We start from the raw sequence: 26,564 nt of genomic DNA, 5'->3' as shown, positions 1-26,564 counted from the left end.
TGGTCTACGGCCAGGCGGTCACCGAAATGCCCCTGGACCTGTACATTCCGCCGGATGCCCTGGAGGTTTTCCTCGAAGCCTTCGAGGGCCCCCTTGATCTGCTGCTGTACCTGATCCGCAAGCAGAACATCAACATCCTCGACATCCCCGTGGCGGAAATCACCCGCCAGTACATGGGCTATGTCGAGCTGATGCAGTCGGTGCGCCTTGAGCTGGCGGCTGAGTACCTGGTGATGGCAGCCATGCTGGCCGAGATCAAGTCACGGATGCTGTTGCCGCGCTCGGCCGAGGTCGAAGCGGAGGAGGACGATCCCCGTGCTGAACTGATCCGGCGATTGCAGGAGTACGAACGCTTCAAGGGCGCCGCCGAAGGCATCGATGGCTTGAGCCGGGTCGGGCGCGACGTGGTGGTGCCCAAGCTCGATGCTCCCGAGGCACGAGCGCGCAAGTTGCTGCCGGACGTGAGCCTGGAAGAATTGCTGATGTCCATGGCTGAGGTCCTGCGCCGGGGCGACATGTTCGAAAGCCACCAGGTCAGCCGCGAAGCGCTGTCCACCCGCGAACGCATGAGCGACGTGTTGGAGCGGCTCAAGGGCGGCGGTTTCGTGCCATTCGTCGAGCTGTTCACCGCCGAGGAAGGGCGGTTGGGGGTGGTCGTCACGTTTATGGCGATCCTGGAATTGGTCAAGGAATCCTTGGTCGAGCTGGTGCAGAATGAGCCGTTCGCAGCGATCCACGTGCGGGCACGAGCCGAATAACGAGCAAATCAATGAATCTGACTGAACCCCGCGAGCTGGCCCCCTTGCTTGAAGCTTTTTTGTTGGCCTCGGGAAAGCCGCAATCGATGGAGCGCCTGTTCGAGCTTTTCGAAGAAGGCGAGCGGCCGGAACCGGCCGTGTTCAAAAAAGCCCTGACCCTGTTGGGCAAATCCTGCGAGGGGCGGGCCTTCGAGCTCAAGGAAGTGGCTTCCGGTTATCGCCTGCAGATCCGCGAGAAATTCGCGCCGTGGGTTGGGCGCCTATGGGAAGAGCGGCCCCAGCGCTATTCCCGCGCCATGCTCGAAACCATGGCTCTGATCGCCTACCGCCAGCCGATCACTCGCGGCGAGATCGAGGATGTGCGGGGCGTGGCGGTCAACAGCCACATCGTCAAGACCCTGCTTGAGCGTGAGTGGATCCGGGTCGTCGGTTACCGCGACGTGCCGGGCAAACCGGCGATGTTCGCCACCACCAAGGCTTTTCTCGATCATTTCAACTTGAAAAACCTCGATGAGCTGCCTCCGCTGGCCGAACTGCGGGAACTGGAGCCCGAGCCGATGCTCGAGTTCGACGACGCCCCGGTGCCCCAGGGTTTGCAAGACCTGGCCGATGCCAGTGCCGAACCGGAGGAGCCGAAGGAAGAAACCAGTTTCCATTCGTTGCTGCTGGAACTGGACACTATGGAAGAGGGGCTCAAGACCGATTTCGACGACTTGCTGCGTGACGGTCCGGAACCTGAGGGCGAGGCGCCTGACAATGAAGTTGAACCCGCGGCCGAGCCTGAACCCGAAGAGGACGTGCTCGGAGTTGCCGAAGCCCGGGAAAAACTGCTGGCTGCTGTAGCTGCCCTTGAGCCGCACGTACCCGAGCCTGAGCTGAGCGACGAGGAAGCCGAAGCCCGGGCGCTGGCTGAAGCGATCGAAAACGAACGTCGCCAGTTTGACGATTGACCCAGCTCATACTGCACCCTCTGTGGGAGCGGGCTTGCTCGCGAAGACGGCGGCACAGTCAACATCACCTCCAACTGACTCACCGCTTTCGCGAGCAAGCCCGCTCCCACAGTGGAATATGGAGAGTATGGAAAATGGCTTGCAACCGATCGGCGGAAATCGCGTCGGGCACCCATAGATCAGCTACTCTCTGATGCGCAAACGCCTCAACGGGCGTATGATTCGCGACCCTTTGGCGAACCTTGCGCCAAACGACCCTTTTCAAGACCACACCGGGAGGTGCCCAGCATGAAAGACCAAGACAAGAACGACAGCCACGAAATCGGTCCCGCAGGCGAGAAACTGCAGAAAGTCCTCGCCCGTATCGGCGTCGGCTCGCGCCGCGACGTGGAAGCCTGGATCACCCAGGGCCGGATCAAGGTCAACGGCAAAGAGGCCACCTTGGGCCTGCGCGTCGACATGCACGACGCCATCACCATCGATGGCAAGGTGATCAAGCGCGAAGAGGCCGCCGAAACGGTGCGCCGCGTGATCATGTACAACAAACCCGACGGCGAGATCTGCACTCGTGACGACCCGGAAGGCCGTCCGACCGTGTTCGACAAGATGCCGCGTCCGAAAGAAGGTCGCTGGATCAACATCGGCCGCCTCGATATCAACACCACCGGCTTGCTGATGTTCACCACCGACGGTGAGCTGGCCAACCGTCTGATGCACCCGTCCTACGAGATGGACCGCGAGTACGCCGTGCGCGTACGCGGTGAGGTCGACGATGAGATGATCGAGCGCTTGAAGGCCGGCGTCGTGTTGGAAGACGGCCCGGCGCGCTTCACCGACATCAAGCAGGCGCCCGGTGGTGAAGGTTTCAACCACTGGTACCACTGCGTGGTGATGGAAGGCCGTAACCGTGAAGTGCGTCGCCTGTGGGAATCCCAGGGGCTGGTGGTCAGCCGTCTGAAGCGCGTGCGTTTCGGCCCGGTGTTCCTCAATTCCGACCTGCCGATGGGCCGCTGGCGCGAAATGAGCCAGCAGGAAGTCGACATCCTGTCGGCCGAAGTTGGTCTTGCGCCGGTGGCAATGCCGCAGATGACCGCCAAGAGCAAGGACAAGCTGGAGCGGATGCAGCGTAAATCCTCGCGCCCGATGGGCAAGACCGAGCGCGTACGGACCTTGCGTCCAGCGGCTGAGGGCGCAGCGCCTGCCCCACGTGCTCCACGCGAGCCGCAGATCGAAGGCGAACGTCCGGCCCGCAAGCCGGGGCCTCGTCAGGATGGTGAGCGTGGTCCACGCACGCCGCGCCCGGCCAACGGCCGGACTGAGCGTGGCGAAGGTCGCGGTACCCCGGTGGCTGAACGCCCGGCCGACGTCAAGCGCCCGGCCAAGCCGACCTCGAAGAAACGCCCGGCCATCACCTTGGTGGATCGTGACGCGCCGTCGGGCAAGCGTCGTGGCGCACCGGCGGGTTCGGGGCAGCGTCCTGGGTTTGGGCGTCGCAAGCCGGAGTGAGGCGGGTTTGAGCTGCTAGCGGCAAGCTGCAAGAAAAAACGCCAACCGTAGGGTTGGCGTTTTTTTTTGGTCTGGCTTGAGTGATGGGGTGTAGCTAAGACCGCTTTCGCGAGCAATCCCGCACCCACATTGGGGCGGTGGCGTTCACCAACCTTCCATTCACTGAGATAACTGTGGGAGCGGGCTTGCCCGCGAAGGGGCCCGCAGTCCCAACCATACTCTTCCAGACCCACCCCTCGCTTGCCGCTTGAGCTTGCCGCTCAACGCTGCCCTTAAAACACAAACCGCCCATCAAACATCGGCTCATTATCCAGCGCCAGCATACCGCTCTCGAAAATCAGATCCAGGTGATGGCTGCCCTTGGCGCCGCCACCCAGTCCCAGGTGCAGGCCACAATGTCGCTCCTCGAACCCGGCGTTGCGGGCATACAGGCTCTTGACCCCTTCGTTGGTGCCGATCCCCAACTCTTCGATGCACCGGTTGGACGGGTTGGCGTCCAGGTAGCGGTTGAAGTCGTGTTCCAGGCCTGGCACCTCGGTAGCGATTTTCTGAATGGTGGAGTCTTCGATCCACAGCTCCAGGGGCGACTGCAGCACGCCATATTTGCGTGCGAACGGGATGGTGCTCAGGAATGTGCCGACGAAACTCACCCGGCCATTGATGGTGTCACTGTGAGTGGCGATTTCACCAGGGGCCAGGTCGTAATTGCCGAGGCCGTTGATGTCGGTCCACTTCTTGACGCTGTCCAGTGCCGTATCGAAGTACGAGCCGTGCTCGTCCTGGAAGCTCAGCGTGCTTGCTTGTGACATGCGCCGGATAAGATGACTGTTGAGCCCGGCGATACGTTGCGGGATGACGCTGAAGGTGTCGTAGAAATATTCGCCGTAGTCCTTGAACAACAGCGATTTTTTCCAGTTGTCCGCCATCACGCCTTGCAGGGCGCGGACGAAGTCCGGACCGTCAGGCCGTGGATGGGGCAAGGTGGAAGAGTCGTAGAAGAAAATATACAGATCGCTGTCGGCAATGGCCTTGGACAGACGCTCGGTGGATTCGAGGTCCAGACGCATGGCGCTGAAGCGGAAGGGTGATCCGTTGCCGGCTTGTTCGGCAATGGCGCCGGTCAGGGCTTCGTAGTCGGCGGTATGGCCGAGCAGTACCTTGGCGGGCTGGATGCCGGCCAGGGCGGGGTGGTGTCCGAGGTAGTAAAGGAAATGTGAGATGGCTCGTTGAGTGTCCATACTTGTTTTCTTCCTTGATGAATGAGCGTCCCTGACAACCTGCTGAAAGTGGCGGAGCCGACCGGCCGGATCAACTCCGCCGGGTTGCGCTTACAGAGGCCACATCGCCGTGCCGAACGGAACGACGGCGTCGGCTTGCATCATTTCAACGGCGGCTTCATGGGTTGGCGCTTCAAACCATTCGTCCAGTTGCAGTTCGGTTTCCAAGTCTTTGTCCAGTGCTTGCATAGTGAATCTCCTAGATGACTTTTACGGAAAGTTGCGGGTAATCCGGTGAGTGAAAGCTGACCGCATCAGGCCCCGCAGGGCTTGCCGGCACGATGCCTGGGCAAGTCGCTAAAACCTAGTCGACGGGATTTTGGAATGCAAAAAATAATTTTATTTTTTTTGAGATGAACTTTTTATTCTATTTCTCGCAGATTTTTTTGCTTTTTTAAACAGCCACCTGCAGGGGTCAGATGTTAGGAAACTTCCTACCGTCAATTTGTAGACGGACTACAGAAAATTCCTACGTGGAAAAATTTCGTTACGCATCGTAAAGGAATGCTTACGAAAAGCGTGCGCCTGCTCGGTTTGTAAATCTCCTCCAGATGAATGTAAGAAAAAGCTTCCAGCAGACCTTTCATACGTCGTGCCGTAAGGTGTTGGCCGGCTTGTTTCCAATCCATGAGGAGGGTCATATGCGCCTCATGCCTTGTCAGGTGTCTAGTGGCCTGTGTGGCTAATTCGTGTACTCAAATTAGCCGTACAGGCCACTACAGCCAAGGGTCGGCGGTGTACAATGCGCCGCGTTTTACTGTGACCCTTCGCGTACCCACGCACCTTCAAGGTTATCCGCCTTGCTCATTCCGCCACGCCACAAGCGTGTCGGGTTCGATTTCGTCACAGATAAAAACAAACAGGTGACGCATGACCGGTGTAAATACAGGCGAGCTGAAACGCGGCCTGAAAAATCGACATATTCAATTGATCGCCCTCGGCGGCGCGATCGGTACCGGCCTGTTCCTGGGCTCGGCGGGGGTGCTGAAATCAGCCGGCCCGTCGATGATCCTGGGCTACGCCATCTGCGGCTTTATCGCCTTCATGATCATGCGCCAGTTGGGCGAAATGATCGTCGAAGAGCCGGTAGCCGGTTCTTTCAGCCACTTTGCCCACAAGTACTGGGGCGGTTTCGCCGGGTTCCTGTCGGGTTGGAATTGCTGGATTCTGTATATCCTGGTGGGCATGTCCGAGCTGACGGCCGTGGGCAAGTACATCCATTACTGGGCACCGGACATTCCGAGCTGGGCCTCGGCGGCGGCGTTTTTCATCCTGATCAACGCCATCAACCTGGCCAATGTCAAAGTCTTCGGTGAGGCCGAGTTCTGGTTCGCGATCATCAAGGTCGTGGCGATTGTCGGCATGATTGCCTTGGGCAGCTACCTGCTGGTCAGTGGCCATGGCGGCCCGCAAGCTTCGCTGACGAACCTGTGGTCACACGGTGGGTTCTTCCCCAATGGCGTGAGTGGGCTGGTGATGGCGATGGCGATCATCATGTTCTCCTTCGGTGGCCTGGAAATGCTTGGTTTCACCGCCGCCGAGGCCGACAAGCCGAAAACCGTGATTCCCAAGGCCATCAACCAGGTGATCTATCGGATCCTGATTTTCTACATCGGTGCCCTGGTGGTGCTGTTGTCCCTGACCCCTTGGGACAGTTTGCTGGCCACGCTCAATGCCTCCGGCGATGCCTACAGCGGTAGCCCGTTCGTGCAAGTGTTCTCGATGCTGGGCAGTAACACGGCGGCGCATATCCTCAACTTCGTGGTGCTGACCGCCGCGCTGTCGGTGTACAACAGTGGTACCTACTGCAACAGCCGCATGCTGCTGGGCATGGCCGAGCAGGGCGATGCGCCCAAGGCCCTGGCCCGGATCGACAAGCGCGGCGTGCCGGTGCGTTCGATCCTTGCCTCGGCGGCGGTGACCCTGGTGGCGGTCTTGCTGAACTACCTGATCCCGCAGCATGCGTTGGAGCTGCTGATGTCGCTGGTGGTCGCGACTCTGGTGATCAACTGGGCGATGATCAGCTACTCGCATTTCAAATTCCGCCAGCACATGAACCAGACTCGCCAGGTGCCGCTGTTCAAGGCGCTGTGGTACCCCTATGGCAACTACATCTGCCTGGCGTTCGTGGTGTTCATCCTCGGCGTGATGCTGATGATTCCCGGTATCCAGATTTCGGTATACGCGATTCCGGTGTGGCTGGTGTTCATGTGGGTGTGCTACCTGATCAAGAACAAGCGCAGTGCCCAGCATGGATTGACCGTAGCGGCTGCCAAGTAGGCATCCTTGAGATACCCCAAACCCGGCTGAATGCCGGGTTTGTTTTTTTCTGGTCCAGTCCAATCCCTGTGGGAGCGGGCTTGCTCGCGAAGGCGTTGTTACATTCAATATTTTTGCTGACTGACACGCCGCTTTCGCGAGCAAGCCCGCTCCCACAGAGGATTCGGGGTATTCTGTGGGGCCTGATACCGGACGCTTTCCATGCTGGCGATTTCCAACAACGTGCACATTCCCGATGCCGAGATCGAGCTGACGGCCATCCGCGCCCAGGGCGCCGGGGGGCAGAACGTCAACAAGGTCTCCAGCGCCGTGCACCTGCGCTTCGACATTCCTGCTTCGTCGCTGCCCGAGTTCTACAAGGAGCGGCTGCTGGCCCTGCGTGACAGCCGCATCACCAGCGATGGCGTGTTGATCATCAAGGCCCAGCAGTACCGGACACAGGAACAGAACCGGGCCGATGCATTGGAGCGCCTGGCCGAGCTGATCCTCAGTGCCACCAAGGTCGAGAAGAAGCGCCGTCCGACCAAACCGACCCTGGGCTCGAAGACGCGTCGCCTGGAGTCCAAGAGCAAGCGTGGTTCGATCAAGGCCGGGCGGGGCAAGGTGGATTTTTAGTTTCTATTGCGTTCCTCGCGATACCTCGGCGCCTGCCGGTACAGGTAGATGCTCAACGCCAGGCCGCCGAGCGCTGCCAAGGCCGCGAACAGGAAGATCGAGGCAAAGCCAAACCCTGCTGCAATCGCGCCGGCCAATGGTCCGGTGATCCCCAGTGACAAATCAATGAACAGCGAATAAGCGCCCACCGCCGCCCCACGGCTGGAGGCCGGTACCAGATTGACGGCCTCGACACCCAGTGCCGGGAATACCAGCGAAAAACCGAAGCCGCTCAACGCTGCGCCCGCCAGTGCCCACTGCGCATCGGGTGCCAGCCATAGGAGCAACAAGCCAAGGGTTTCCACTGACAGGCAGGCAATTGCTACCCGAAAGCCTCCCAGGCGGTTGATCAGATTGCCGAACAGCAGGCGTGCACCGATGAAGCAGGCACCGAACAGGCTCAGGCACAGCACCGCGTTGTCCCAATGTTGGGTCGCGTAGTACAGGGTAATGAACGTGGCGATGGTGCCGAAACCGATGGAACCCAGGGCCAGGCCGCTGCCATGGGGCAGGACACGCCCCAGTACATGCATGAACGGTAGGCGCTCGCCGGCAACCACGGGCGCGGCGGTTTTCGGCCAGGCCAGCGCCACCCCCAGCACGGCCAGCAGGATGATGCTGACGCCCATGCTCCACAGTCCCAGGGACTTGACCAGCCACACCCCCAGTGGTGCGCCTATCGCCAGCGCGCCATAACTGGCGATGCCGTTCCAGGAAATCACCTTGGCGGTATTCGCGGCGCCGACCCGGCCGATGCCCCAGCCAATCGAGCCTGAGCCCACCAGGCTTTCCGCGCTGCCCAGCACCAGGCGACCGATCAGCAGACTGGTCAGGCTCAGCGTCGGCAGGTCATGAGTCCAGGCCGAGACCAGCATGAACACACCGCTCAGCCCACACCCGGCCAGGCCGAAGATGACGGCGCGCTTGCTGCCCAGGTTGTCGATGATCTTGCCCGCGTAAGGGCGGCTGAGCAGGGTGGCCAGGTACTGGACACTGATCACCAGCCCGGCGATGACCGCGCCAAAACCTAATTCGCCATGGACGAACCCGGGCAGCACGGCCAGGGGAATGCCGATATTCAAATAGCCGATGAAGGTGAAGAGAACGATGGAAACGACTTGCAGCGTGACCGCCAGGGGGCGCTGGGAATCTGACATGGGAAAAGGTCCACGGAGCAGCTGGATAGATAGGCTGCTTATGATAACGGCGCGCGTAGAAATGAGGCGTGGGAAAGTAAAACTATTTGCCTGTCAGGCCTCGTTTTGCCCGGCGACCAGGTGTGTGGTGACCAACGCGGCGAGGGCATTTTCCTCGGTGCCGAAACGGGCCAGCAGCGTGGCTTGTTTCTCTGGCGAAAGGCGCGTCCAGATCTCGACCATTTTTTCAGTGGTGCCGATCAGCACACTGGCCTGGGCTTCGCTGAAGTTGTCATCGGTCATGGTCGGGGCTCGGATTCAGGCAGTGTGGAAAGCGCATCTTAGGCTCTGTACGAAAAGACTTGAGACGAAGGTCAGGCAAGGCGAAAACAGCCGGGCAAGCGCAGTGTACTGGAGTACATGAGCATTGCGAGGCTGTTTTCAACGCAGCATGAACGAGTATCAAGGCTTTTCGTCCAGAGCCTGCGCTTTCCACACGGTCTGGTGGTGCTGATGGATCAGTCTTCGCTGTCGGCCTGGCGGCGTTCAGTGGCTTCTTTGGGCTCGGGTTGCCGGGCGTCTGGTTGCCCTGCGGCCTGTAGCGTGGTCGTCTGCTCAGTGTCGTGCAGGCTTGGGAAGGGGAGATTAGGAATCTCGTGCATATCGCGCTCCTCGCAAAGTCTGTTGGTAGATCTGGTAGATCCTCGCTTCTGTAAAGCCCGGGCAGGATACCGCAGGAAAGATGACAGAAAGACTTTTAAATCCTGTTGTACCGACAGATGGGGTTGTCTAGACAGGTCAGCTCACTGGTCTTGTTGCTTGCGAAATGCCCAGCGGCCGGCGATCAAGGTGAAGGTCGCCACCAGTGCCACGAGGATCCAGAAACCTTCAGGGTCAGTGGCCAACGGCACGCCGCCGACGTTCATGCCAAAGAAACCGGCGATGATGTTGATGGGCAAAGCCAGTACCGTGACCATCGTCAGGGTGAACAAGGTGCGGTTGGTCTGTTCGTTGAGGTTGGCGGCGATTTCTTCCTGCAACAGCTTGATCCGTTCGCCCAGCGCGGTGAGGTCGTTGATGATCAAGGCGAACTCCTCGGTGGATTTGCGCAGCTCCTTGACGTCTTCTTTCTGCAGCCACTGCGGCGGCCGGTTCAGCAGGCGCAGCAATGAGCCGGGCTCCAGCGCCAACAGGCGTTGCAGGCGCACCAGCACCCGGCGTTGGGCGCCGAGTTCGGCGCGGTTGGTGGACAGGCGCGAGGAGAGCAACTGATCCTCGATCTGATCGACGCTGAGGCTAGTCTTGCGCACGATCTGGGTCAGTACTTCGCCCTGGTCGCGCAGCAGGTGCACGAGCAGTTCCACGGGTGAGCGAAAGCACTCACCGGCCTTGACCGATGAGCGCAGCTTGTCGACCGAGTGCAGGGGTTGCAGGCGTGCGCTGACAATCAGTCGGCTGTGGACGCAGACCCACAAGGTCGAGACGTCCGAAGAGACCAGGTTGCTCAGGTTGAACACGACATCGTTCACCACCGCCAGCAATGCCGAGTCCACATGTTCGATGCGGGTCGAACGCGAACCTTCGTGCAAGGCTTCGAAAAACTCCTGGGGCAAGGCCAACTGACTTTTCATCCAGCGCTCGCAGGCTGCATGCGCCAGGTTCAGGTGCAGCCAGAGGAATTCATCGTTGTCTTGTGGTTGCTGCAGGCTTTGCAGGGCCTGGGCCGAATCGATTTCCCGCCCGCGCTCGCCGGGACGGAAACGAAACCCGTAGAGCAGGCCGAACAGGTCCGGGTCGCGGTGGCTTTGGTCAATGCTGTGGTTCATGAAGGCTCGCTGGCGGGAAGTGCCTGTGGTGGCTACAGGTTCACTTGGGCGAGATCATGGCAAGAAATCTTGATGGTTTTGTGACAGTTGTGCGGTGTGGGAGCGGATTGATAGATGAATAAAAAAGCCGCGCAACCTGACGATTGCGCGGCTCTTTTTAATCCTTTTTGTCGAGTTCGTTTTTCAGGACTCCGCCGGTGGCTGCGTTGAGCTCAACTTCATACTCTCTGCCGTCGGGGTAACGTACTTCAACTTCGTATTCATAGCCGTTGAAGCGCTTATCCAGCTCAGGGAGGCCGTGGGTCGCTCCCGGATGCAACTTCTCGACTTCTTGTTTCAGCTGTTCCATCGGCAGGATCTTGCCTTCCTTGACCAATTGAGGGATATGTTCAGGTCGAACATCATCATCCGCGTGGGTCAGGCCGGCAGTCAGGGTCAGGGCCGCAGCGGTGAACAGGGCAGTCAAAGTTTTCATAAGGTCTTTCCTTGGGTGTGTCGTTTAAGTGGGATCAGATTAACTGTGGCAACTTAATTCACCCTTAATTTGAAAAAACCTTTGCGCGGGACTGCTGAAGTAAGGTTTGTTGGGATAAGAACTGCGACAGCCTGTGGGAGCAAAGCTTGCTCGCGATGTGGGCAGTACGGTTTCAGTACAGCCGCATTATCGTTCGTCGCAAGCAAGCTTTACTCCCACACTTGATCAATAACCGTTCTTCTCCAGCAACTGCGTCACACTGCCAGTTTCGGGACGCTTGAAATACTTGAGCAATTCACTGGCCCGGTTGGTGAAAATGCCATCCACGCCGGCCTCCATCACTTTCTTGAAGTCCACCGGCTCATCCACAGTGTAGACATGCACCAGCAAACCCTGATCGTGGGTGTATTGGTTCATCCAGGGCTGCACCAGGTCTGAATAACTCTGGCTGCCGCCGTGGGTCAGCGCGGCGGATGGTCCGGTGCCGATGACGCCCTGGGCCTTGGCGTACTGGACCCATTTCTCGAACTCGGCGCGGTCCTTGGGTTGTTGCTTGGCGTAGTAAGCCGCCTTGTCGGTTTCACCGGACTCGGCAAATGTCACCTTGGACTTGGGCTCTATGTTGCCTTCACCCACCCACAGCAACAGGACCTTCGGTACCTTCGGCATCTCTTTGTGCAGCAGTTCGAGACTGCTCTTTTCGAAGGTCTGCAAGACCACTTTGCCCTTGCCCTGGCCTACGCCGGTAGCACTTTTGGCCAACTTGGAGCCGGCCGGACTCAGCCAGCCGCGGTCCTGCAGTTTATCCTTCAGGTCGCGTTCGATGCCGGGGAACAGCTTCGGCTCCTTGGTTTCGATGTACAGCCCCGGTTTGTGCTGCGGATTTCCCTCGGCGATGTCGATGACTTCATCGAGGGTCAGGATCTTCAGCCCCGCGAACCCGGGACGCGCGCGGTCCGGGTAGGCGGTGTTGAACCAGCTGCCGGCATCGAGGGTCTTGAGCTCGGCCATGGTGAATGCGTTGGCGCTGCTGTCCTTGCGCTCGGGGAACTTGGTCGCGACGTCCGTGGTGCGCAGCAGGCTGTCATCGTGCAACACGAACAGCACGCCATCCTTGCTGCGTTGCAGGTCCAGTTCCAGATAATCGGCGCCGAGGTCGCGGGCCAACTTGTAAGAGGCTGCGGTGGATTCCGGTGCATCGAACGAAGCACCACGGTGAGCGATCACCGCCGGGTGGGGAATACCCTGGCGAGTGGCCAAGGCCTTGGGGTTCGGCGCCTCGGCGGCCGATGTCTGACCGACGCCGAGCAACAGGCTCAACATCAACACGCTACGGGTAAAGGTGACGGGCATGCTCGAGATCCTTTCGTCGTTGTGCAAAGCCTATCTTTTAACAACTGAACGCTCTGAGCGCTATCGCCAAACTTACATAAAGCTTCGGGAAACAGATTTTTCCCACATCTTTGCAGGCGGTTTGCAGTACCCTTGGCCGCAGCAGTTTCCCCGGCAGAGGGAAACCTGAAGCGACATTCGCCTGCCCTGCGTGTAAACCATCGATCAGACGTCCCGCGGGACGCATCCATGAGGTTTACCATGCGCACCACTTCAACCTTCATCTGCCAGGCCGCCGATCAACTCAAGGGCTTTGTCGGCCTGAACCGCAAGACCGGCCAATACATCGTGCGCTTCAGCGAAGACGCCTTCGGCATGGACGTGGCCGCCGACGGCATCATTCCGACCTGCGAGTTCGTCTGGGTGGCTGTCACGGACGGCACCATGATCCTCAAACGCGAGCGGATCCAACTGCTGTTGGACCAGAACATCGATGATCGTCTCAACCTCACCGAACCTTTGCGGGTGTACATGGCACGCAGCGACCTGCCGGAAATCGTAGCGATGCGGCAGTTGGTCGAAGGCTGATCCACCGCTATCGCGAGCAGGCTCGCTCCCACAAAGGATTTGTGGTGGGCTTGCCGCTCACGCCGCCTCCCTCGCACACGCTTCGACAAAGGCTTTGATCAGCGGCGGCACCCGATTTTCCAACGCTGCGCGTTCAGGCTGGAACAGGGTCGCGACAAAGAATGGATGATCTCGCAGCTCCACGGCCCGCAACTCGCCGGCCGAATCCCGGGCCACGGCATGCAGGCGGCCACCCAGCAAATCCCGCTCAAACACTGGATTGACCCCAAAGCGGCAACGATAGCCTTCGAACACTGTCTGGCGGCCATAGGCCTTGGCAGTCAGCGATTGCGCATCAAGCTGAAGACTGTCGATGGTTTCGACCAAGGCACAGCTCAGCGGTGTCAGCAGTGCCCGTTGCGCTTCTGGGGAGGTTTCGCCGTGGGCGGCATCGGTCCAGCCCATCACGTGGCGCGCGTATTCCAGCACGGCGTGCTGAAACCCACCACAGGTGCCGAGGAATGGACGACGCTGTTCGCGGGCAAAGCGAATGGCGTGCAAGGCGCCTTGTTCGTTTCGGTAGGGGCTGCCGGGTACGCACCAGATGCCGTTGAAGTCGGCCAGAGGGGTAGCGTCAGTGATCAGATCCGTCGCCAACCATTGAAAGCCAACGTCATGGCCGGTTTGCCTGCTGGCTAGGTCAAGTGCGATGGGAATGGCTCTATGGGCCGTTATCTGCGGGTCGTGGTCGCCGATCAGGGCGATGTGCAAAGGGCGCTGGATTTTCATGGAGGGCTCACCGCTTGTTGATTGCTGACCGCCACTATAGATTGGCGTTCACGCACTCAATATTGGCGTTTATCCAAGTGTTCAATGCATCGGCGCATTATCGTCTGGAGTATTCCGATCTCTCCCTGATCCTGGCGTTGGTCCGTGGCGGCTCGCTGGCTCGGGCTGCGCGGCTGTTGGACGTGGATGTGTCTACGGTGTTCCGCTCGGTACGCCGACTTGAGGCGGCCCTGGGCCAACCCTTGTTCGAAAAAAGCCGTGCCGGGTATTTGCCCACGAGCCTGGCCCAGACACTGTCCGAACAGGCCGAGCGCGCCGAGCAGGCCCTGGAGGCGGCACGTATCGGTGTGGAGCAGGGCGGTGAGGTGGTTACGGGCACCGTGCGCCTGACCTGCACCGACTCGGTCCTGCAAGCGTTGCTGCTGCCCGCGCTGGCGCGGTTCATGCCGGCCTATCCGGCATTGACCCTCGAATTGAGCACTTCGAACGACTTCGCCAACCTGAGTCGCCGCGACGCCGACATTGCCTTGCGCCTGACCCGCACACCGCCGGAACATCTGGTGGGGCGACATCTGGGCGATGTCGTCTACCGAGTCTGCGCAAGTCCGACATACCTGTCTGGCGCGAATCTGGATGACTTGGCGTCCCTGATCTGGATCGCGCCGGACGACTTCCTCCCCGATCACCCCACCGTGGCCTGGCGCCGACAACACTTTCCCGGGGTGATGCCGGCCTATCGCTGCAACAGCATGCTCTCTGTCGCCGAGTTGGCGCGGGCCGGTCTGGGCGTCGCGGCGCTGCCGGACTTTCTGATCGGTGAAGGTCAGGGACTGATCCCCTTTGGTGAGCCGCTGGATGGGCATGACACGGCGCTCTGGCTGCTGACACGGCCAGACTGCCGCGCCTTGCGTTCAGTAGTGACACTGTTCGACGAGTTGGGGCGTAGTCTGCGGCAGCGCTGATGTTTCATGAGCGGAACGCGCTGGGTTAGATGATGATCGCCTAATAGTTATAGTGCCTTTAGCACCAGCCTCAGGCGGAGAACATCATGGCGACCCCTTACCAATCCACCCCCGTAGCTCCTGTTGATCACTTGCGTTTTCATCGGCCTCACGCGCATCTGGGACCCACCTTCGGGAATGATCGCTTTGCGCTACGGGCGGAGGCGTTCGCGCGTTTTTTCGGCACGCCGATGTTCCTTGGCGCGCAAACCCTGATCGTGCTGATCTGGGTAGGCTTGAACCTGTCGGGCGTCGTGCATTTCGATGCCTACCCGTTCATTCTGCTCAACCTGGCGTTCAGTCTGCAGTCGGCCTATGCCGCCCCGCTGATCCTGTTGGCGCAAACCCGCCAGGCCGCTCGGGACAAAGCCCAGGCGGAAGCCGATGCGCAACATCGCGAAGCCCTGGCCATTGCCAATACCGAGCGTCAGGCCCAGGCCGCGCACAATACGGCGCAGTTGCTCGAATTGTTGGAGCAGAACACCCGCCTGACGGAAATGACCAAGGCACTGACGGAGCGTATCGACAGCTTGACCACTGAGATGCACCAGAAATTTGTCAACACGCCCCCAGAGCAGTAAACCTCATACCGCGTTCGTGGCGAGGCGCTCAAGCCTGGTAGCAAATCAGGAACATGTCGAGGGCTGACTCGATCACCTGCGCTTGTTCTTCATGGGGCAGGCTCGGCTGACCCATGGAAATCTGTGGCCAGAAGGCGAAGGTCTTGATCAGCCCGTGCATTTGCTGGGCAGCAAATTCCGGTTCCACGGGCTTTAACCGGCCATCGACCTGGGCTTGGCGAATCCAGGTGGTGAGGCCTTCTTCACGCTGTCCCATGCGCGAAACCATGTTTTGGGCCCGCTCTGGAGAATGTATGGTCGCGGCGATAGCGATACGCGCCAGATCGAGGAAGTGCTCGTCTGACATCACCCGCAGCTTGGCTTGCAGTAACCGATGCAATTGCTCACGCAAAGGCTCCAGCGGGTTGTACGTCATCTCCTGCTCGGCGGTAATGCTGTTCCATAGCCGATTCAGGATTTCAGCGAACAACTCTTCCTTGCTGGGAAAGTGGTTGTACACCGTACGCTTCGACACTCCGGCGGTTGCCGCGATCTTGTCCATGCTGGTGACCTCGAAACCGTTGCTGCGAAACTCGGCAATCGCGGCCTGGAGAATGGCTTCGCGTTTTCGTTCGGTAAGGCGTTGCGGTACGGTCATGGGCATTCGTCGGTTGATGAGCGTGGAATTACACTTGGTAGTTTACTTGCTCCCGGGATTCATGCAATCTAGAAACTACACCGATTGGTGTAGATTTAGTGTGGGCGGCTGAGTGTAGATCTCGCAGTCACCCATGTCCCGCAACGGCGAAGCGTACTTTCGGCGACGCCCTTGGAGTTATCGCACCATGAGCACTCCTGCTTCCTCGACCGACAGCACGGCTGCCAGCCCTGCCTCCCGACACGAACAAGGGAAGTATCGCAATCACGCCCATACCCCACGAGAAGGGTTCGGCCAGATGCTGCGCATCATCTGGAACATGCTGCTCCACAAACCGCGCACCACCCGTCCGGCGGGTGCCATCACCGTCCAACCGCTGACACGCGCCGAACTGTTGGCAGCGCCGAACCAGAGTGTGTTTCGTCTCGGCCATTCCACGGTCCTGCTTAAATTGCGCGACAAATTCTGGATCACCGACCCGGTTTTCTCCGACCGTGCCTCGCCTGTGCAGTGGGCCGGACCCAAGCGTTTCCATCAGCCGCCCATCAGCCTGGACGAGCTGCCGCCGATCGAGGCGGTGATCCTTTCCCACGACCATTACGACCACCTCGATCACCAGGCCATCCTCAAGCTTGCCGCCAAGACCCGGTACTTCCTGACGCCCCTTGGCGTGGGTGACACCCTGGTCAAATGGGGTATCGAGACCAGCAAGGTACGTCAGCTGGATTGGTGGCAAGGTACCGAAGTGGATGGCATCGAGTTCATAGCCACGCCGTCGCAGCATTTTTCCGGCCGCGGTCTGTTCGATGGCAACAGCACGTTATGGGCGTCATGGGTGATGATCGACGGCGGCACGCGGATCTTCTTCAGCGGCGACACCGGTTATTTCGACGGTTTCAAGCGCATCGGCGAGCGATACGGTCCCTTTGACCTCACGCTGATGGAAACCGGCGCCTATAACGTCGATTGGCCCCATGTCCACATGCAGCCGGAGCAGACCCTCCAGGCTCATATCGACCTCAGGGGCCGTTGGCTGCTGCCGATTCACAATGGCACCTTCGACCTGGCGATGCATGCCTGGTTTGAACCCTTCGACCGCATCCTGGCCCTGGCCTGGGAGCGCAATGTGTCCATCACCACGCCGCAAATGGGCGAAGCCTTCACCCTGACCCATCCGCATCGTGGCCGTGCCTGGTGGCTGGATGTAGAGGCCTCGGCCTATCAGAACCAGGCTGGCGCGGCCTGATACCCGATGCAACGATCCCGCTATTCGATCATCGCGTAGTCGGGCCGCCCCGCCGGGTCTGGCGTGGCGCCCTTGATGTTCATGCCACGCCCCGGTGCAAAGCCGGGGAAGAACACCAAGCCTTCGGCTTCAAGGCAGAATGCGAGCGCCAGGCGCGTTACATCGAGCAACTCGCCTCCCGCTTCGAAGCGCCGGATAGCCTTGACCGAAACCCCGGATTGTCGGGATAGCTCCTCGACGCTCCAGCCCAGCATGGCGCGGGCCTGTGCGCTGTGGGCAGGGGTGAATTGATAGACAGCGATGCGTTCCAGGGTGGTTTTGATTGCGAGAGAGGCCATGGGATTCTCCAAAGCAGTGGATTCAAAAATACTGTGTTTTTGTACAGTTGTTTTGAGGCCGGATCAATCTCATTTTTTTGATCAATGACCAGCGGTCTTCAGCCAAGCCACTGCGCGGTACCCTAGCCATCAGCCAACCCCGGCGCCTCCCGAATAATGAAGTGGTCCAGGTTCTCGATATTGGCGCTGAACACCCCGAACGTCTGTTCGGGATTTTTCTTGCTCGGTACCTGCTTGAACCCCGGCGTTACGCCATAAAAGAAACAATACAACGGCGCTTCACTGTCGACGGCGTGCTTGATCTCTTCCAGGAATGCCTTGCGCTTGCGGTAGTTGTCGATCAGCTTCTTGCTCAGGTAAACGTTGACCGAGTAAGGCTTCTTCTTCGCGTCGTCCGCTTGCTTGAACCAGACCTTCTGTTCGAAATCGATGCGAAAGCTCTGGGTGTAGTCCTTGATCTCCTTGATCTTCCCCCAGTAAATCAACCCTTTGTTATCCAGCAGGTACTCGATCTTCTTGAAGAACGACGCGTAGGGCGCCGTGTGTTCGCCAATCTTCAGCGGCATGCGCTTGAGCAGGTCCTTGTCGGCAAAGTTCGAAACAAAACATTCCACCGGGTGGGCGAAGACACTGGTCTTGTCCGGCGCCGAATCACGGCTCGGGTGCTCGACATGACTGGCAGGCGAAGGCGCTCGCTCATTGCCCATGGAGTCCGCCACCACCGCCAGGTTGGATGGCTTGCGCACATACTCACGGCGAGTCAGCAGCAACTCCGACGGAAAATGCTCCTCCCGACCGTCATCCATTTCCGCACCTTCCGCCTCCAGCCCTGCGGCCGGTGCTTTCAGGCTGACGTAAGGACAGCCTTCTATGTGCCGCGTGCTGGGGATGTTCTTGAAATGCGGCGTACGCACGTAGCGCACGTTCTTGGCATTGAACGTCCCCAGCACATTCTCCACATCAAACGCCGCCCGACAGGCATCGTTGGGACACTGGAAATGTTCTTTCGCGGAATCGAAGGCCACCGTCTCGTCAAAATTCAAATCGCGCACGTCATAGATCGACAGCTTTTCGTCGAGGCTGAGGCAGTAGGCGAGGTCGAATTTCATGAGGGCTCGGGTCCTTGAGGGGAGGGTATTAATAGCGAGTGGTGGGGCGGGTTGCACTGAATGTTTTCAATGCATCGTAAAAATGTCAGACAGTCAGCCCGATCGTTCTGCCTATCGAAAATATCCTGCTCAGGTTAACTTGGCTAATCCGATGGAGGTGTTGGATGAGTGAGCGGGTACAAGTGAACATGCGCGAAGCTAAGTCCATGCTCTCCCTGCTGGCTGAGCGTGCATGGCGTGGCGACAAGGTGGTGATCACCAAGGACGGCAAGCCTTATCTGGACCTGTTGCCTCATGTCGATTCATCTCGGGCGCGTAAACCTGGGCGGTTGAAGGGGAAAATTTGGATATCTGCTGATTTTGACCAGCCTACCGAAGATATAGGGTAATCGGCATCATAATGCCGGATATGAGTGCGAATGCTCATGTAACCGGAATTATATTGCTGGGAGTGAATAGCTGTTGCTTATGGTTGAACGAGAATTTTGATGGAAGAGAATCCCGGCGAACGGCGCAAGATGCTCATTGAAGACATCGTGATGCAGCACGCGATGGGGAACGAAACCCTAGGAACCGCTGTTCGCCGGCTAAGGCTCGAGGTGACCGGTCTAGACCAAGACACCTTTGCACTGATGTGTAAGATGTCGACCAAAGCCCTGTACCAGATCGAGAAGGACAAGGGCAATCCGACCCTTAGCACCATCGAATCGATTTTGAGGAAGTTCGGGCTGCGCTTGGGGCTGACCACTGCCCTCCAAACCATTTATGCGCCGCCGCCTGAACCGCGCAAGCCTGCCGCTAACGCGCCGATTCGTGGGGCTAAGCCTCGGCGAAAGCCGGCGGGTTAGCGCCGAACATCTGAGCAGGTGGGATTTCAGGCTCCTCACCAATGCACGCCTCGTCGAACTCGCCCATGGTGGTCTCGTCGATAGCGCCGATTTTCAGCAGGGCTTCAGCCGAGCTATGAATCGACTCGAAGGCCACACTTTTAAACGCGTTAGCCATTAAATATCTCCAGTAGAAGTTGGACTGAAGCCTTGCCCATCCCGTGGGGCTGCGAAGCAGCCCCGCTTTAACTAAATGTCGTCACTCAACTATCAGCCGCTCAACCCTTTCATACAACGACAGAGTAAATGCCTCTCTATCACTGGCAAGATGACAACGCCGATGACAGTTCGGACACAACGCAACGGCATTAGTAATACTGTCCGACCCTCGCTGAGCCAAATGCTTCACATGATGCACTTCAAGGAACGGCAACCCATCCACCTCGAACGGTGCCTTCTGGCCACAACCTTCGCAGACACCTTTCGCCAACCCAGCAACCCACGCCCGAACCTTCGGATCCCGAACGTAGGCTGTCGTAGCCGTGCTGACCTGCGGCGGATTTGGATTCCCTGATGGCTCGACCTTGAGTCCGTTTTTTTGAAGCCTGGAGGCTCGGCTGATCAAAGTTCGTTGATCAGATGTCGGAGCAACTTCATCGGCGCCAGGTATTACCTTATTGGCGAGTACCTTGCGGATCCGTTGAGCCACACCCGCCCCGATGTTCTTGGCAGGCATGTAGCCGCTGATGCGCCGCAAACCCATCTGTTCCAACACCGCCGAGATATTTTGCATACGGTATTCCACCGATGAGGCACTGCGCTTGCTCAGCGGTCCATCACGTAAAAGCTGGTTCTCAACCGACTTCTTGAATGTCTGGCCGCTTAACTCGCGGGCGAGCATCATCAAGTACGCATCGATCGAAGCCTCAAGCTCGTCATCGCTCCAGCCACTTTTTTCAGTTGGTGTGTCCATACAGCCGCGGAGGTTGAAAATCCTCGGACGATACTGACTGGCCATTACCCCTGTCTATGAAAATTCCTACATAACAAACTGAGCTTTCGCTCGGAATGCTCCTAGGATGCCGAATGCCCAGAGACACGTGAAACACCTCAAGCAACCGACGCCACCATGGCTTTGCTAACACCGCCTGGCCTCGCGTCCGATTCAATAACAGATAGGGGATATCTCGAAGCCAGAATCTGTTCTGGCGTAAACACGGTTGATTCTGCAAATGCAAAAAACCCCGTTTTCACGGGGTTTTTAGTAGAGCGTCAACTGACAGGCAACTCAGGATTATCAATCCCAGCTAAGTGCACCACCCGTCTGATACTCAATCACCCGCGTCTCAAAGAAATTCTTCTCTTTCTTCAAGTCCATGATCTCGCTCATCCAAGGGAACGGGTTAGTCGTGCCTGGGTACTCTTCTTTCAGACCAATCTGCGACAACCGACGGTTGGCGATGAACTTCAGATAGTCCTCCATCATCGCCGCATTCATTCCCAACACCCCGCGAGGCATGGTATCGCGTGCATATTCGATCTCCAGCTGAGTCCCTTGCAGAATCATCTGGGTCGCTTCTTCCTTCATCTCGGCATCCCACAAATGTGGGTTTTCGATCTTGATCTGGTTGATCACGTCGATGCCGAAGTTCAGGTGCATGGATTCGTCGCGCAGGATGTACTGGAACTGCTCGGCGACGCCGGTCATCTTGTTGCGGCGGCCCATGGAGAGGATCTGGGTGAAGCCGCAGTAGAAGAAGATGCCTTCCAGGACGCAGTAGTAGGCGATCAGGTTGCGCAGCAACTCCTTGTCGGTTTCCGGGGTGCCGGTTTCGAACTTCGGATCGGAAATCGAGCGGGTGTACTTCAGGCCCCAGGCGGCTTTTTTCGCGACCGATGGGATCTCGTGGTACATGTTGAAGATTTCGCCTTCATCCATGGCCAGCGATTCGATGCAGTACTGGTAGGCGTGGGTGTGGATCGCCTCTTCGAAGGCCTGGCGCAGGATGTACTGGCGGCATTCCGGGTTGGTGATCAGGCGGTATACGGCCAGGACCAGGTTGTTGGCCACCAGGGAGTCGGCGGTGGAGAAGAAGCCCAGGTTGCGCATTACGATGCGGCGTTCGTCGTCGGTCAGGCCTTCCGGGTTTTTCCAGAGGGCGATGTCGGCGGTCATGTTGACTTCTTGCGGCATCCAGTGGTTCGCGCAGCCGTCCAGGTACTTCTGCCAGGCCCAGTCGTATTTGAAAGGTACGAGCTGGTTGAGGTCGGCGCGGCAGTTGATCATGCGCTTTTCATCGACGGCGACACGGGCGGAGGCGCCCTCGAGTTCGGCGAGGCCTTCGGCGACGTCGAGTTTGTCGAGGGCGGCTTTGGCGCGAATGATCGCGGCCGAGTCGCTGGCCGTCACGGCGCGGGCTTCGAGCGCGGCGGCACCGCCGGCGCTGTCGAGGCGGTCCATGTTGGCTTCAGAAGCGTGGCCGGCATTGGCGCCTTTTACAGCGACTTCGCCATCTTCTTTGTCGAATTCGTCCCAGCTCAGCATGACGTGTCGTCTCCTGCGTGAGGGCCAGAAGCCTGGTAAGGGCCTGCTGGCGGCGGTGGATCTTGGAAAATCGTTTCTTGCAGCTGACGCAGGCAATAAACAGAAAAATGTACGGGTCATGCTGAAGCGGCGGTGAACGCGAAAAGGCGAGGGGCCTTTGCGTGGGCTTCAGGCTGGCTTGATCCCCTGTAAGGGAATATTGCAGGCCCGTTTAAGGCGGCATTATAAGGACTTTTTTGCCTACGTGGTGCGGCGAAATCGCCCACGGAGGGCGTGCTGGGGGGGCGTATTCGCGTTGGAGCGAGGGTTTACAAGGCTTTGGCGGTTATAGATTTTTTTTGCATGAATCGAATGACATGATTTTTTGATCAAAAAACGACCTGTTTTTGCGTTTTTACACTACATGTTGTGTTTGGGGAGGGTTTTCGACGTCGCCAGACACAACCAGGCCCGATCAAATCGGGCCCTGAAAAATAGCGGTAATGATCAGCCGTCCGAACAGCCGTTGCCCATGACGCTGTAGCGCAGGATATGACGTTGGCCCTTGGAGTCTTCGTATTCCATTTTTGCCGGGACCACTTCGCAGACGTTCGGGACAGCGCTCATGGAGATGATTCTGGCGATGTCCAGGTGGGTGGAGTAGGTGTACTCCTCAATGGCGGTTTTTTGCCGGGCGACATCGGTCGGGGCCTCGTCTGCCGTCGCCGTTGCGCAAAGGCTGCCGAGGACCAGGACCCATAAAGCTTTCATCTGATTTCACCTTTCTTGAGGTCGAGTGGGGTCACGCAACCTTTTTGGGGTTGCGTGTGGAGCAGGTTTTGGGAAGTTGATTAACGGCCTTCGTGGGGGCTGTGTTGCGTCAATCATGTTTGCCGGTTGGCGAGATGGATTCTAGGGCGCGGGGATTGATGCAAACAGACCGGGTTTTGATAAAGACTTTTGGTTGATTTGGTAATAATCGCTGACGGCTGAAGAGTGCCTGTTAACTCTGTGTTGGATTGGCTGGCGTCATCGCGAGCAGGCTCGTTCCCACAAGGGAATGGGTTGTGATTATGGTCTTGCACGTTTGTACCGACATTTTGTAGGGACTTGTTACTACCATCGTCGAATGGTTCTATAGGCCCGCCCCGGGCTACAACGGGACCATACAAAAACAACTATGTCACCGAGGTAAGAAACATGAGTGCGGCTTCTCTGTATCCCGTTCGTCCCGAGGTAGCAGCCAGTACGCTGACTGACGAGGCGACCTACAAGGCCATGTACCAACAGTCGGTGGTCAACCCGGATGGCTTCTGGCGCGAGCAGGCCAAGCGCCTCGACTGGATCAAGCCGTTCACTACGGTGAAGCAGACGTCCTTCGACGATCACCATGTCGATATCAAGTGGTTTGCCGACGGCACCTTGAACGTTTCCTATAACTGCCTCGACCGTCACCTGGCCGAGCGTGGTGATCAGGTCGCGATTATCTGGGAAGGCGATGACCCGGCCGAGAGTCGCAAGATCACTTACCGGGAACTGCACGAAGAAGTGTGCAAGTTCGCCAACGCCCTGCGCGGCCAGGACGTGCATCGCGGCGACGTGGTGACGATCTACATGCCGATGATCCCCGAGGCTGTGGTCGCCATGCTGGCCTGTACCCGCATCGGCGCGATTCACTCGGTGGTGTTCGGTGGTTTTTCGCCGGAAGCACTGGCCGGTCGCATCATCGACTGCAAATCCAAAGTGGTGATCACCGCCGACGAAGGCGTTCGTGCCGGCAAGAAGATCCCGCTCAAGGCTAACGTCGACGACGCGCTGACCAACCCGGAAACCAGCAGCATCCAGAAAGTCATCGTGTGCAAGCGCACCGCGGGCAACATCAAGTGGAACCAGCATCGCGACATCTGGTACGAAGACTTGATGAAGGTGGCGGGCACCGTGTGCGCGCCAAAGGAAATGGGCGCTGAAGAAGCGCTGTTCATCCTCTACACCTCCGGTTCCACCGGCAAGCCAAAGGGCGTGCAACACACCACGGCCGGCTACCTGCTGTACGCGGCCATGACCCATGAGCGCGTGTTCGACTACAAGCCGGGCGAGATCTACTGGTGCACCGCCGACGTCGGTTGGGTCACCGGCCACAGCTATATCGTCTACGGTCCGCTGGCGAACGGCGCGACCACCCTGTTGTTCGAAGGCGTGCCGAACTACCCGGACATCACCCGGGTGGCCCAGGTCATCGACAAGCACAAGGTCAATATCCTTTACACCGCGCCGACCGCTATTCGCGCGATGATGGCCTCGGGCACCGCGGCCGTCGAAGGCGCCGATGGCAGCAGCCTGCGCCTGCTGGGTTCGGTGGGTGAGCCGATCAATCCGGAAGCCTGGGACTGGTACTACAAGAACGTCGGCAAGGAACGTTGCCCGATCGTCGACACCTGGTGGCAGACCGAAACCGGTGGCGTGCTGATCAGCCCGCTGCCAGGTGCCACGGCGTTGAAACCGGGTTCGGCCACGCGTCCGTTCTTCGGCGTGGTGCCGGCACTGGTGGACAATCTCGGCAACCTGATCGAAGGCGCGGCCGAAGGCAACCTGGTGATCCTCGATTCGTGGCCAGGCCAGGCGCGGACGCTGTACGGCGACCACGACCGTTTCGTCGATACCTACTTCAAGACCTTCAGCGGCATGTATTTCACCGGCGACGGTGCGCGTCGCGATGCCGATGGCTACTACTGGATCACCGGTCGGGTGGATGACGTGCTCAACGTGTCCGGCCATCGCATGGGCACGGCCGAGATCGAAAGCGCCATGGTCGCCCACCCGAAAGTCGCCGAAGCGGCGGTGGTCGGTGTGCCGCACGATATCAAGGGGCAGGGCATCTATGTCTATGTCACCCTCAATGCCGGCGAAGAAACCAGCGAAGCCCTGCGCCTGGAGCTGAAGAACTGGGTGCGTAAGGAGATCGGTCCGATTGCTTCGCCGGATGTCATCCAATGGGCGCCAGGGCTGCCGAAAACCCGCTCCGGCAAGATCATGCGCCGTATCCTGCGCAAGATCGCCACGGCGGAATACGACGGGTTGGGTGATATCTCCACGCTGGCCGACCCGGGTGTGGTGGCGCATTTGATCGAGACACACAAGACCATGAACGTCGCCTGACGACGGTTCGTGTCACCTGAAAGCTCCGCCCGGTAATTGCCGGGCGGGGCTTTTTTTCGACTTGCCTTTACTCAATGGCAAGCTGAGCCACCGCTATCGCGAGCGGGCTCGTTCCCACATTGGTCCGGGGCGGCTCCAAATATCCAGTCGCCGCAGATCCCCTGTGGGAGCGAGCCTGCTCGCGATGACGGTGCTCCGGTCAGCACAGGATCCACAGACAGGCTGCCTTCGCGAGCAAGCCCGCTCCCACAGGTTTTGTGTATAGCTTTTCCTGCGAATAAATATCGACGTTCAACATCAGAGCTTTCGCAGCGTTACCGATGTTTTTTAATGTGTAACCAAAGGCACCGTACCGAGGCGATGGGAAACGTCGAGTCCCGATTCAGGGCGTTCGCAGCCTCTTGATAAAATTAGCCGACACGCTGTGCTTGCCGGATTAGAAGGGTTTGCGAATAATGGGCCCGCAATTTGCAATGTGTATTGGTTTCCTTTCTTTTGCTCTTGCATGAATTTGCTGGGCTGTCAATGTGCTTGAACTGGTTTCTCGGTGCTTCTGTAATTTGTTGTCGCATTGAAGAAATATCGGCTTCGGGCCTGTCGTTAGAATGCCGATCACTCGCTCGTCGTGGCCTGCGTTGATAAAAACGCCCGCTTCTTAGGACGCAGCACCTACGTTTGTTTCACCCATTCGCATATTGGGCTGTTGCTCACTCTGCCGTTTTGCCCTTTACCGATGGAGTCCCAAGATGAAGAAACTTGTGCTGCTTGGCGCCCTGGCATTGTCCGTGCTGTCCCTGCCGACATTCGCCGATGAAAAACCCCTGAAGATCGGTATCGAAGCGGCTTACCCTCCGTTTGCTTCGAAAGCCCCGGACGGCAGCATCGTCGGTTTCGATTACGACATCGGCAACGCGTTGTGCGAAGAGATGAAGGTCAAGTGCGTGTGGGTCGAACAGGAGTTCGACGGCCTGATCCCGGCGCTCAAGGTGCGCAAGATCGATGCGATCCTTTCCTCGATGTCGATCACTGAAGATCGCAAGAAGTCCGTGGATTTCACCAACAAGTACTACAACACCCCGGCCCGCCTGGTGATGAAGGCCGGTACTCAGGTCAGCGACAGCCTGGCCGAGCTCAAGGGCAAGAACATCGGCGTACAACGCGGTTCGATTCACGAGCGCTTCGCCCGTGAAGTCCTCGCCCCGCTGGGTGCCGAGATCAAGCCGTACACTTCGCAGAACGAAATCTACCTGGACGTCTCCGCCGGTCGTCTCGACGGCACCGTGGCAGACGCTACCCTGTTGGATGACGGTTTCCTGAAGACCGATGCGGGCAAAGGCTTTGCCTTCGTGGGGCCGGCCTTCACCGACGTCAAATACTTCGGCGACGGCGTAGGGATCGCGGTTCGCAAGGGCGATGCCTTGAAAGACAAGATCAATGGCGCAATCGCTGCTATTCGCGCGAGCGGCAAATACAAGCAAATCCAGGACAAGTACTTCGCCTTCGACATTTACGGCAAGTAACACCGTTCCGCCACTCGTGCGAAATGGCGCAAGCAACAGGCTCCCTGCGGTTTGCGCCATTTTTTCATCCCACTT

The 26,564-nt window shown here is 58.6% G+C and carries 30 protein-coding genes; 14 read left to right on the top strand and 16 right to left on the bottom strand.

From position 1 onward, the window contains the following. Positions 1–59 precede the first annotated feature (59 nt). The 3 genes from FBX99_RS00330 to rluB all read left to right on the top strand — a co-directional run bounded on the left by FBX99_RS00330 (position 60) and on the right by rluB (position 3,214). Positions 60–758: a ScpA family protein gene (locus tag FBX99_RS00330; protein WP_173668659.1), complete on the top strand. Its 699-nt coding sequence runs from the start codon at positions 60–62 to the stop codon at positions 756–758. Between the two features lie 11 nt (positions 759–769). Next, complete coding sequence (scpB, locus tag FBX99_RS00325; RefSeq protein WP_144924881.1) at positions 770–1,708, top strand: SMC-Scp complex subunit ScpB; 939 nt, start codon at positions 770–772, stop codon at positions 1,706–1,708. A 288-nt stretch (positions 1,709–1,996) separates the two neighbouring features. Then, a complete protein-coding gene (gene rluB, locus FBX99_RS00315; protein ID WP_145130369.1) occupies positions 1,997–3,214 on the top strand; it encodes a 23S rRNA pseudouridine(2605) synthase RluB in 1,218 nt (405 codons plus the stop codon). A 272-nt stretch (positions 3,215–3,486) separates the two neighbouring features. Here the strand turns inward: rluB and FBX99_RS00310 are convergent, their stop codons facing one another. Further along, complete coding sequence (locus FBX99_RS00310; RefSeq protein WP_145130368.1) at positions 3,487–4,452, bottom strand: leucyl aminopeptidase; 966 nt, start codon at positions 4,450–4,452, stop codon at positions 3,487–3,489. A 90-nt stretch (positions 4,453–4,542) separates the two neighbouring features. Continuing rightward, complete coding sequence (locus FBX99_RS28805; protein WP_003178782.1) at positions 4,543–4,680, bottom strand: hypothetical protein; 138 nt, start codon at positions 4,678–4,680, stop codon at positions 4,543–4,545. 681 nt (positions 4,681–5,361) lie between these two features. Here FBX99_RS28805 and FBX99_RS00305 point away from each other — a divergent pair. Together FBX99_RS00305 and arfB are read left to right on the top strand one after the other, a co-directional pair. Next, a complete protein-coding gene (locus FBX99_RS00305) occupies positions 5,362–6,771 on the top strand; it encodes an amino acid permease (RefSeq protein WP_144924895.1) in 1,410 nt (469 codons plus the stop codon). 201 nt (positions 6,772–6,972) lie between these two features. After that, positions 6,973–7,386, top strand: a complete 414-nt coding sequence (gene arfB, locus FBX99_RS00295) for an alternative ribosome rescue aminoacyl-tRNA hydrolase ArfB (RefSeq protein ID WP_041020761.1) — start codon at positions 6,973–6,975, stop codon at positions 7,384–7,386. Here the strand turns inward: arfB and FBX99_RS00290 are convergent. The 6 genes from FBX99_RS00290 to FBX99_RS00270 form a co-directional block, all read right to left on the bottom strand. Beyond that, positions 7,383–8,582 (bottom strand): MFS transporter, encoded by a 1,200-nt coding sequence (locus FBX99_RS00290; RefSeq protein WP_144924898.1) that lies wholly within the window; start codon positions 8,580–8,582, stop codon positions 7,383–7,385. The genes arfB and FBX99_RS00290 overlap by 4 nt on opposite strands. A 93-nt stretch (positions 8,583–8,675) precedes the next feature. Next, complete coding sequence (locus FBX99_RS00285; protein WP_144924901.1) at positions 8,676–8,864, bottom strand: hypothetical protein; 189 nt, start codon at positions 8,862–8,864, stop codon at positions 8,676–8,678. Between the two features lie 215 nt (positions 8,865–9,079). Then, on the bottom strand, positions 9,080–9,223 hold the full coding sequence (locus FBX99_RS28800; RefSeq protein ID WP_178111823.1) for a hypothetical protein: 144 nt from the start codon (positions 9,221–9,223) through the stop codon (positions 9,080–9,082). A 141-nt stretch (positions 9,224–9,364) separates the two neighbouring features. Continuing rightward, entirely contained in the window at positions 9,365–10,387 is a 1,023-nt protein-coding gene (locus FBX99_RS00280) for a transporter (RefSeq protein ID WP_144924904.1), read from the bottom strand. Positions 10,388–10,544: 157 nt separating this feature from the next. Continuing rightward, positions 10,545–10,862: a PepSY domain-containing protein gene (locus tag FBX99_RS00275; protein ID WP_144924907.1), complete on the bottom strand. Its 318-nt coding sequence runs from the start codon at positions 10,860–10,862 to the stop codon at positions 10,545–10,547. 225 nt (positions 10,863–11,087) lie between these two features. After that, positions 11,088–12,215, bottom strand: coding sequence for a glycerophosphodiester phosphodiesterase (locus tag FBX99_RS00270; protein ID WP_144924910.1), 1,128 nt, complete (start codon positions 12,213–12,215; stop codon positions 11,088–11,090). Here FBX99_RS00270 and FBX99_RS00265 point away from each other — a divergent pair. Then, on the top strand, positions 12,214–12,384 hold the full coding sequence (locus tag FBX99_RS00265; protein ID WP_144924913.1) for a M3 family metallopeptidase: 171 nt from the start codon (positions 12,214–12,216) through the stop codon (positions 12,382–12,384). The genes FBX99_RS00270 and FBX99_RS00265 overlap by 2 nt on opposite strands. Before the next feature lie 71 nt (positions 12,385–12,455). Then, positions 12,456–12,782: a DUF2025 family protein gene (locus FBX99_RS00260; RefSeq protein WP_144924916.1), complete on the top strand. Its 327-nt coding sequence runs from the start codon at positions 12,456–12,458 to the stop codon at positions 12,780–12,782. 57 nt (positions 12,783–12,839) lie between these two features. Here FBX99_RS00260 and FBX99_RS00255 read toward each other — a convergent pair whose 3' ends face one another. After that, positions 12,840–13,550 (bottom strand): CTP synthase, encoded by a 711-nt coding sequence (locus FBX99_RS00255; RefSeq protein ID WP_144924919.1) that lies wholly within the window; start codon positions 13,548–13,550, stop codon positions 12,840–12,842. A 14-nt stretch (positions 13,551–13,564) separates the two neighbouring features. On the opposite strand from FBX99_RS00255, the gene FBX99_RS00250 reads away from it, so the two are divergent. Then, a complete protein-coding gene (locus FBX99_RS00250) occupies positions 13,565–14,512 on the top strand; it encodes a LysR family transcriptional regulator (RefSeq protein ID WP_144924922.1) in 948 nt (315 codons plus the stop codon). A gap of 86 nt (positions 14,513–14,598) precedes the next feature. After that, the gene (locus FBX99_RS00245) at positions 14,599–15,132 is read left to right on the top strand and encodes a DUF1003 domain-containing protein (protein WP_144924925.1); all 534 of its coding nucleotides are present in this window, start codon (positions 14,599–14,601) and stop codon (positions 15,130–15,132) included. Positions 15,133–15,160: 28 nt separating this feature from the next. On the opposite strand, the gene FBX99_RS00240 is transcribed toward FBX99_RS00245, so the two are convergent. Beyond that, positions 15,161–15,769, bottom strand: a complete 609-nt coding sequence (locus FBX99_RS00240) for a TetR/AcrR family transcriptional regulator (RefSeq protein ID WP_144924928.1) — start codon at positions 15,767–15,769, stop codon at positions 15,161–15,163. A gap of 187 nt (positions 15,770–15,956) precedes the next feature. Here FBX99_RS00240 and FBX99_RS00235 point away from each other — a divergent pair, with 187 nt between their 5' ends. After that, complete coding sequence (locus FBX99_RS00235; RefSeq protein WP_145130366.1) at positions 15,957–17,015, top strand: MBL fold metallo-hydrolase; 1,059 nt, start codon at positions 15,957–15,959, stop codon at positions 17,013–17,015. 20 nt (positions 17,016–17,035) lie between these two features. On the opposite strand, the gene FBX99_RS00230 is transcribed toward FBX99_RS00235, so the two are convergent. Together FBX99_RS00230 and FBX99_RS00225 are read right to left on the bottom strand one after the other, a co-directional pair. Continuing rightward, positions 17,036–17,353 carry a helix-turn-helix transcriptional regulator gene (locus tag FBX99_RS00230; RefSeq protein ID WP_024779566.1) on the bottom strand — a complete coding sequence of 106 codons (318 nt, stop codon included), beginning with the start codon at positions 17,351–17,353 and terminating at the stop codon, positions 17,036–17,038. Positions 17,354–17,475: 122 nt separating this feature from the next. Next, positions 17,476–18,462, bottom strand: coding sequence for a hypothetical protein (locus FBX99_RS00225; RefSeq protein WP_144924935.1), 987 nt, complete (start codon positions 18,460–18,462; stop codon positions 17,476–17,478). Positions 18,463–18,626: 164 nt separating this feature from the next. Here FBX99_RS00225 and FBX99_RS00220 point away from each other — a divergent pair, with 164 nt between their 5' ends. Both FBX99_RS00220 and FBX99_RS00215 read left to right on the top strand, forming a co-directional pair. Continuing rightward, a complete protein-coding gene (locus tag FBX99_RS00220) occupies positions 18,627–18,851 on the top strand; it encodes a type II toxin-antitoxin system Phd/YefM family antitoxin (RefSeq protein WP_144924938.1) in 225 nt (74 codons plus the stop codon). 99 nt (positions 18,852–18,950) lie between these two features. Next, complete coding sequence (locus FBX99_RS00215; RefSeq protein WP_144924941.1) at positions 18,951–19,310, top strand: helix-turn-helix domain-containing protein; 360 nt, start codon at positions 18,951–18,953, stop codon at positions 19,308–19,310. On the opposite strand, the gene FBX99_RS00210 is transcribed toward FBX99_RS00215, so the two are convergent. From FBX99_RS00210 to FBX99_RS00195, 4 genes are all read right to left on the bottom strand, one after another. After that, the gene (locus FBX99_RS00210) at positions 19,282–19,467 is read right to left on the bottom strand and encodes a hypothetical protein (protein WP_144924944.1); all 186 of its coding nucleotides are present in this window, start codon (positions 19,465–19,467) and stop codon (positions 19,282–19,284) included. The two genes, FBX99_RS00215 and FBX99_RS00210, sit on opposite strands and share 29 nt — an antisense overlap. Positions 19,468–19,548: 81 nt before the next feature. Further along, a complete protein-coding gene (locus FBX99_RS00205) occupies positions 19,549–20,262 on the bottom strand; it encodes an HNH endonuclease signature motif containing protein (RefSeq protein WP_144924971.1) in 714 nt (237 codons plus the stop codon). A 324-nt stretch (positions 20,263–20,586) separates the two neighbouring features. After that, entirely contained in the window at positions 20,587–21,834 is a 1,248-nt protein-coding gene (locus FBX99_RS00200) for a ribonucleotide-diphosphate reductase subunit beta (RefSeq protein WP_024776511.1), read from the bottom strand. A gap of 486 nt (positions 21,835–22,320) precedes the next feature. Next, a complete protein-coding gene (locus FBX99_RS00195; RefSeq protein WP_145130364.1) occupies positions 22,321–22,584 on the bottom strand; it encodes a DUF2790 domain-containing protein in 264 nt (87 codons plus the stop codon). Between the two features lie 429 nt (positions 22,585–23,013). On the opposite strand from FBX99_RS00195, the gene acs reads away from it, so the two are divergent. Together acs and FBX99_RS00185 are read left to right on the top strand one after the other, a co-directional pair. Continuing rightward, positions 23,014–24,969 carry an acetate--CoA ligase gene (gene acs, locus FBX99_RS00190; RefSeq protein WP_047701102.1) on the top strand — a complete coding sequence of 652 codons (1,956 nt, stop codon included), beginning with the start codon at positions 23,014–23,016 and terminating at the stop codon, positions 24,967–24,969. A 746-nt stretch (positions 24,970–25,715) separates the two neighbouring features. After that, a complete protein-coding gene (locus FBX99_RS00185) occupies positions 25,716–26,489 on the top strand; it encodes an ABC transporter substrate-binding protein (protein WP_145130362.1) in 774 nt (257 codons plus the stop codon). Positions 26,490–26,564: the final 75 nt, after the last annotated feature.

Origin of the sequence: Pseudomonas sp. SJZ074, assembly GCF_007828215.1 — a bacterium.
Classification (GTDB): Bacteria; Pseudomonadota; Gammaproteobacteria; order Pseudomonadales; family Pseudomonadaceae; genus Aquipseudomonas.
The sequence above is the reverse complement of the archived record's forward strand: the minus strand, read 5'-3'. Positions and strand labels throughout refer to the sequence as shown.

Excerpts from the sequence above, each read along its gene's own strand:
- FBX99_RS00225 (WP_144924935.1), bottom strand. The coding sequence starts at position 18,462 with ATGAAATTCGACCTCGCCTACTGCCTCAGCCTCGACGAAAAGCTGTCG.
- FBX99_RS00275 (WP_144924907.1), bottom strand. The coding sequence starts at position 10,862 with ATGAAAACTTTGACTGCCCTGTTCACCGCTGCGGCCCTGACCCTGACT.
- FBX99_RS00235 (WP_145130366.1), top strand. The coding sequence starts at position 15,957 with ATGAGCACTCCTGCTTCCTCGACCGACAGCACGGCTGCCAGCCCTGCC.
- FBX99_RS00255 (WP_144924919.1), bottom strand. The coding sequence starts at position 13,550 with ATGAAAATCCAGCGCCCTTTGCACATCGCCCTGATCGGCGACCACGAC.
- arfB (WP_041020761.1), top strand. The coding sequence starts at position 6,973 with ATGCTGGCGATTTCCAACAACGTGCACATTCCCGATGCCGAGATCGAG.
- FBX99_RS00245 (WP_144924925.1), top strand. The coding sequence starts at position 14,599 with ATGGCGACCCCTTACCAATCCACCCCCGTAGCTCCTGTTGATCACTTG.
- FBX99_RS00205 (WP_144924971.1), bottom strand. The coding sequence starts at position 20,262 with ATGGACACACCAACTGAAAAAAGTGGCTGGAGCGATGACGAGCTTGAG.
- FBX99_RS00265 (WP_144924913.1), top strand. The coding sequence starts at position 12,214 with ATGCTCGAGATCCTTTCGTCGTTGTGCAAAGCCTATCTTTTAACAACT.
- FBX99_RS00220 (WP_144924938.1), top strand. The coding sequence starts at position 18,627 with ATGAGTGAGCGGGTACAAGTGAACATGCGCGAAGCTAAGTCCATGCTC.
- FBX99_RS00195 (WP_145130364.1), bottom strand. The coding sequence starts at position 22,584 with ATGAAAGCTTTATGGGTCCTGGTCCTCGGCAGCCTTTGCGCAACGGCG.
- FBX99_RS00200 (WP_024776511.1), bottom strand. The coding sequence starts at position 21,834 with ATGCTGAGCTGGGACGAATTCGACAAAGAAGATGGCGAAGTCGCTGTA.
- rluB (WP_145130369.1), top strand. The coding sequence starts at position 1,997 with ATGAAAGACCAAGACAAGAACGACAGCCACGAAATCGGTCCCGCAGGC.
- acs (WP_047701102.1), top strand. The coding sequence starts at position 23,014 with ATGAGTGCGGCTTCTCTGTATCCCGTTCGTCCCGAGGTAGCAGCCAGT.
- FBX99_RS00240 (WP_144924928.1), bottom strand. The coding sequence starts at position 15,769 with ATGACCGTACCGCAACGCCTTACCGAACGAAAACGCGAAGCCATTCTC.
- FBX99_RS00210 (WP_144924944.1), bottom strand. The coding sequence starts at position 19,467 with ATGGCTAACGCGTTTAAAAGTGTGGCCTTCGAGTCGATTCATAGCTCG.
- FBX99_RS00185 (WP_145130362.1), top strand. The coding sequence starts at position 25,716 with ATGAAGAAACTTGTGCTGCTTGGCGCCCTGGCATTGTCCGTGCTGTCC.
- FBX99_RS00280 (WP_144924904.1), bottom strand. The coding sequence starts at position 10,387 with ATGAACCACAGCATTGACCAAAGCCACCGCGACCCGGACCTGTTCGGC.
- FBX99_RS00285 (WP_144924901.1), bottom strand. The coding sequence starts at position 8,864 with ATGACCGATGACAACTTCAGCGAAGCCCAGGCCAGTGTGCTGATCGGC.
- FBX99_RS00230 (WP_024779566.1), bottom strand. The coding sequence starts at position 17,353 with ATGGCCTCTCTCGCAATCAAAACCACCCTGGAACGCATCGCTGTCTAT.
- scpB (WP_144924881.1), top strand. The coding sequence starts at position 770 with ATGAATCTGACTGAACCCCGCGAGCTGGCCCCCTTGCTTGAAGCTTTT.
- FBX99_RS00310 (WP_145130368.1), bottom strand. The coding sequence starts at position 4,452 with ATGGACACTCAACGAGCCATCTCACATTTCCTTTACTACCTCGGACAC.
- FBX99_RS00215 (WP_144924941.1), top strand. The coding sequence starts at position 18,951 with ATGGAAGAGAATCCCGGCGAACGGCGCAAGATGCTCATTGAAGACATC.
- FBX99_RS28800 (WP_178111823.1), bottom strand. The coding sequence starts at position 9,223 with ATGCACGAGATTCCTAATCTCCCCTTCCCAAGCCTGCACGACACTGAG.
- FBX99_RS00305 (WP_144924895.1), top strand. The coding sequence starts at position 5,362 with ATGACCGGTGTAAATACAGGCGAGCTGAAACGCGGCCTGAAAAATCGA.
- FBX99_RS00260 (WP_144924916.1), top strand. The coding sequence starts at position 12,456 with ATGCGCACCACTTCAACCTTCATCTGCCAGGCCGCCGATCAACTCAAG.
- FBX99_RS00290 (WP_144924898.1), bottom strand. The coding sequence starts at position 8,582 with ATGTCAGATTCCCAGCGCCCCCTGGCGGTCACGCTGCAAGTCGTTTCC.
- FBX99_RS28805 (WP_003178782.1), bottom strand. The coding sequence starts at position 4,680 with ATGCAAGCACTGGACAAAGACTTGGAAACCGAACTGCAACTGGACGAA.
- FBX99_RS00270 (WP_144924910.1), bottom strand. The coding sequence starts at position 12,215 with ATGCCCGTCACCTTTACCCGTAGCGTGTTGATGTTGAGCCTGTTGCTC.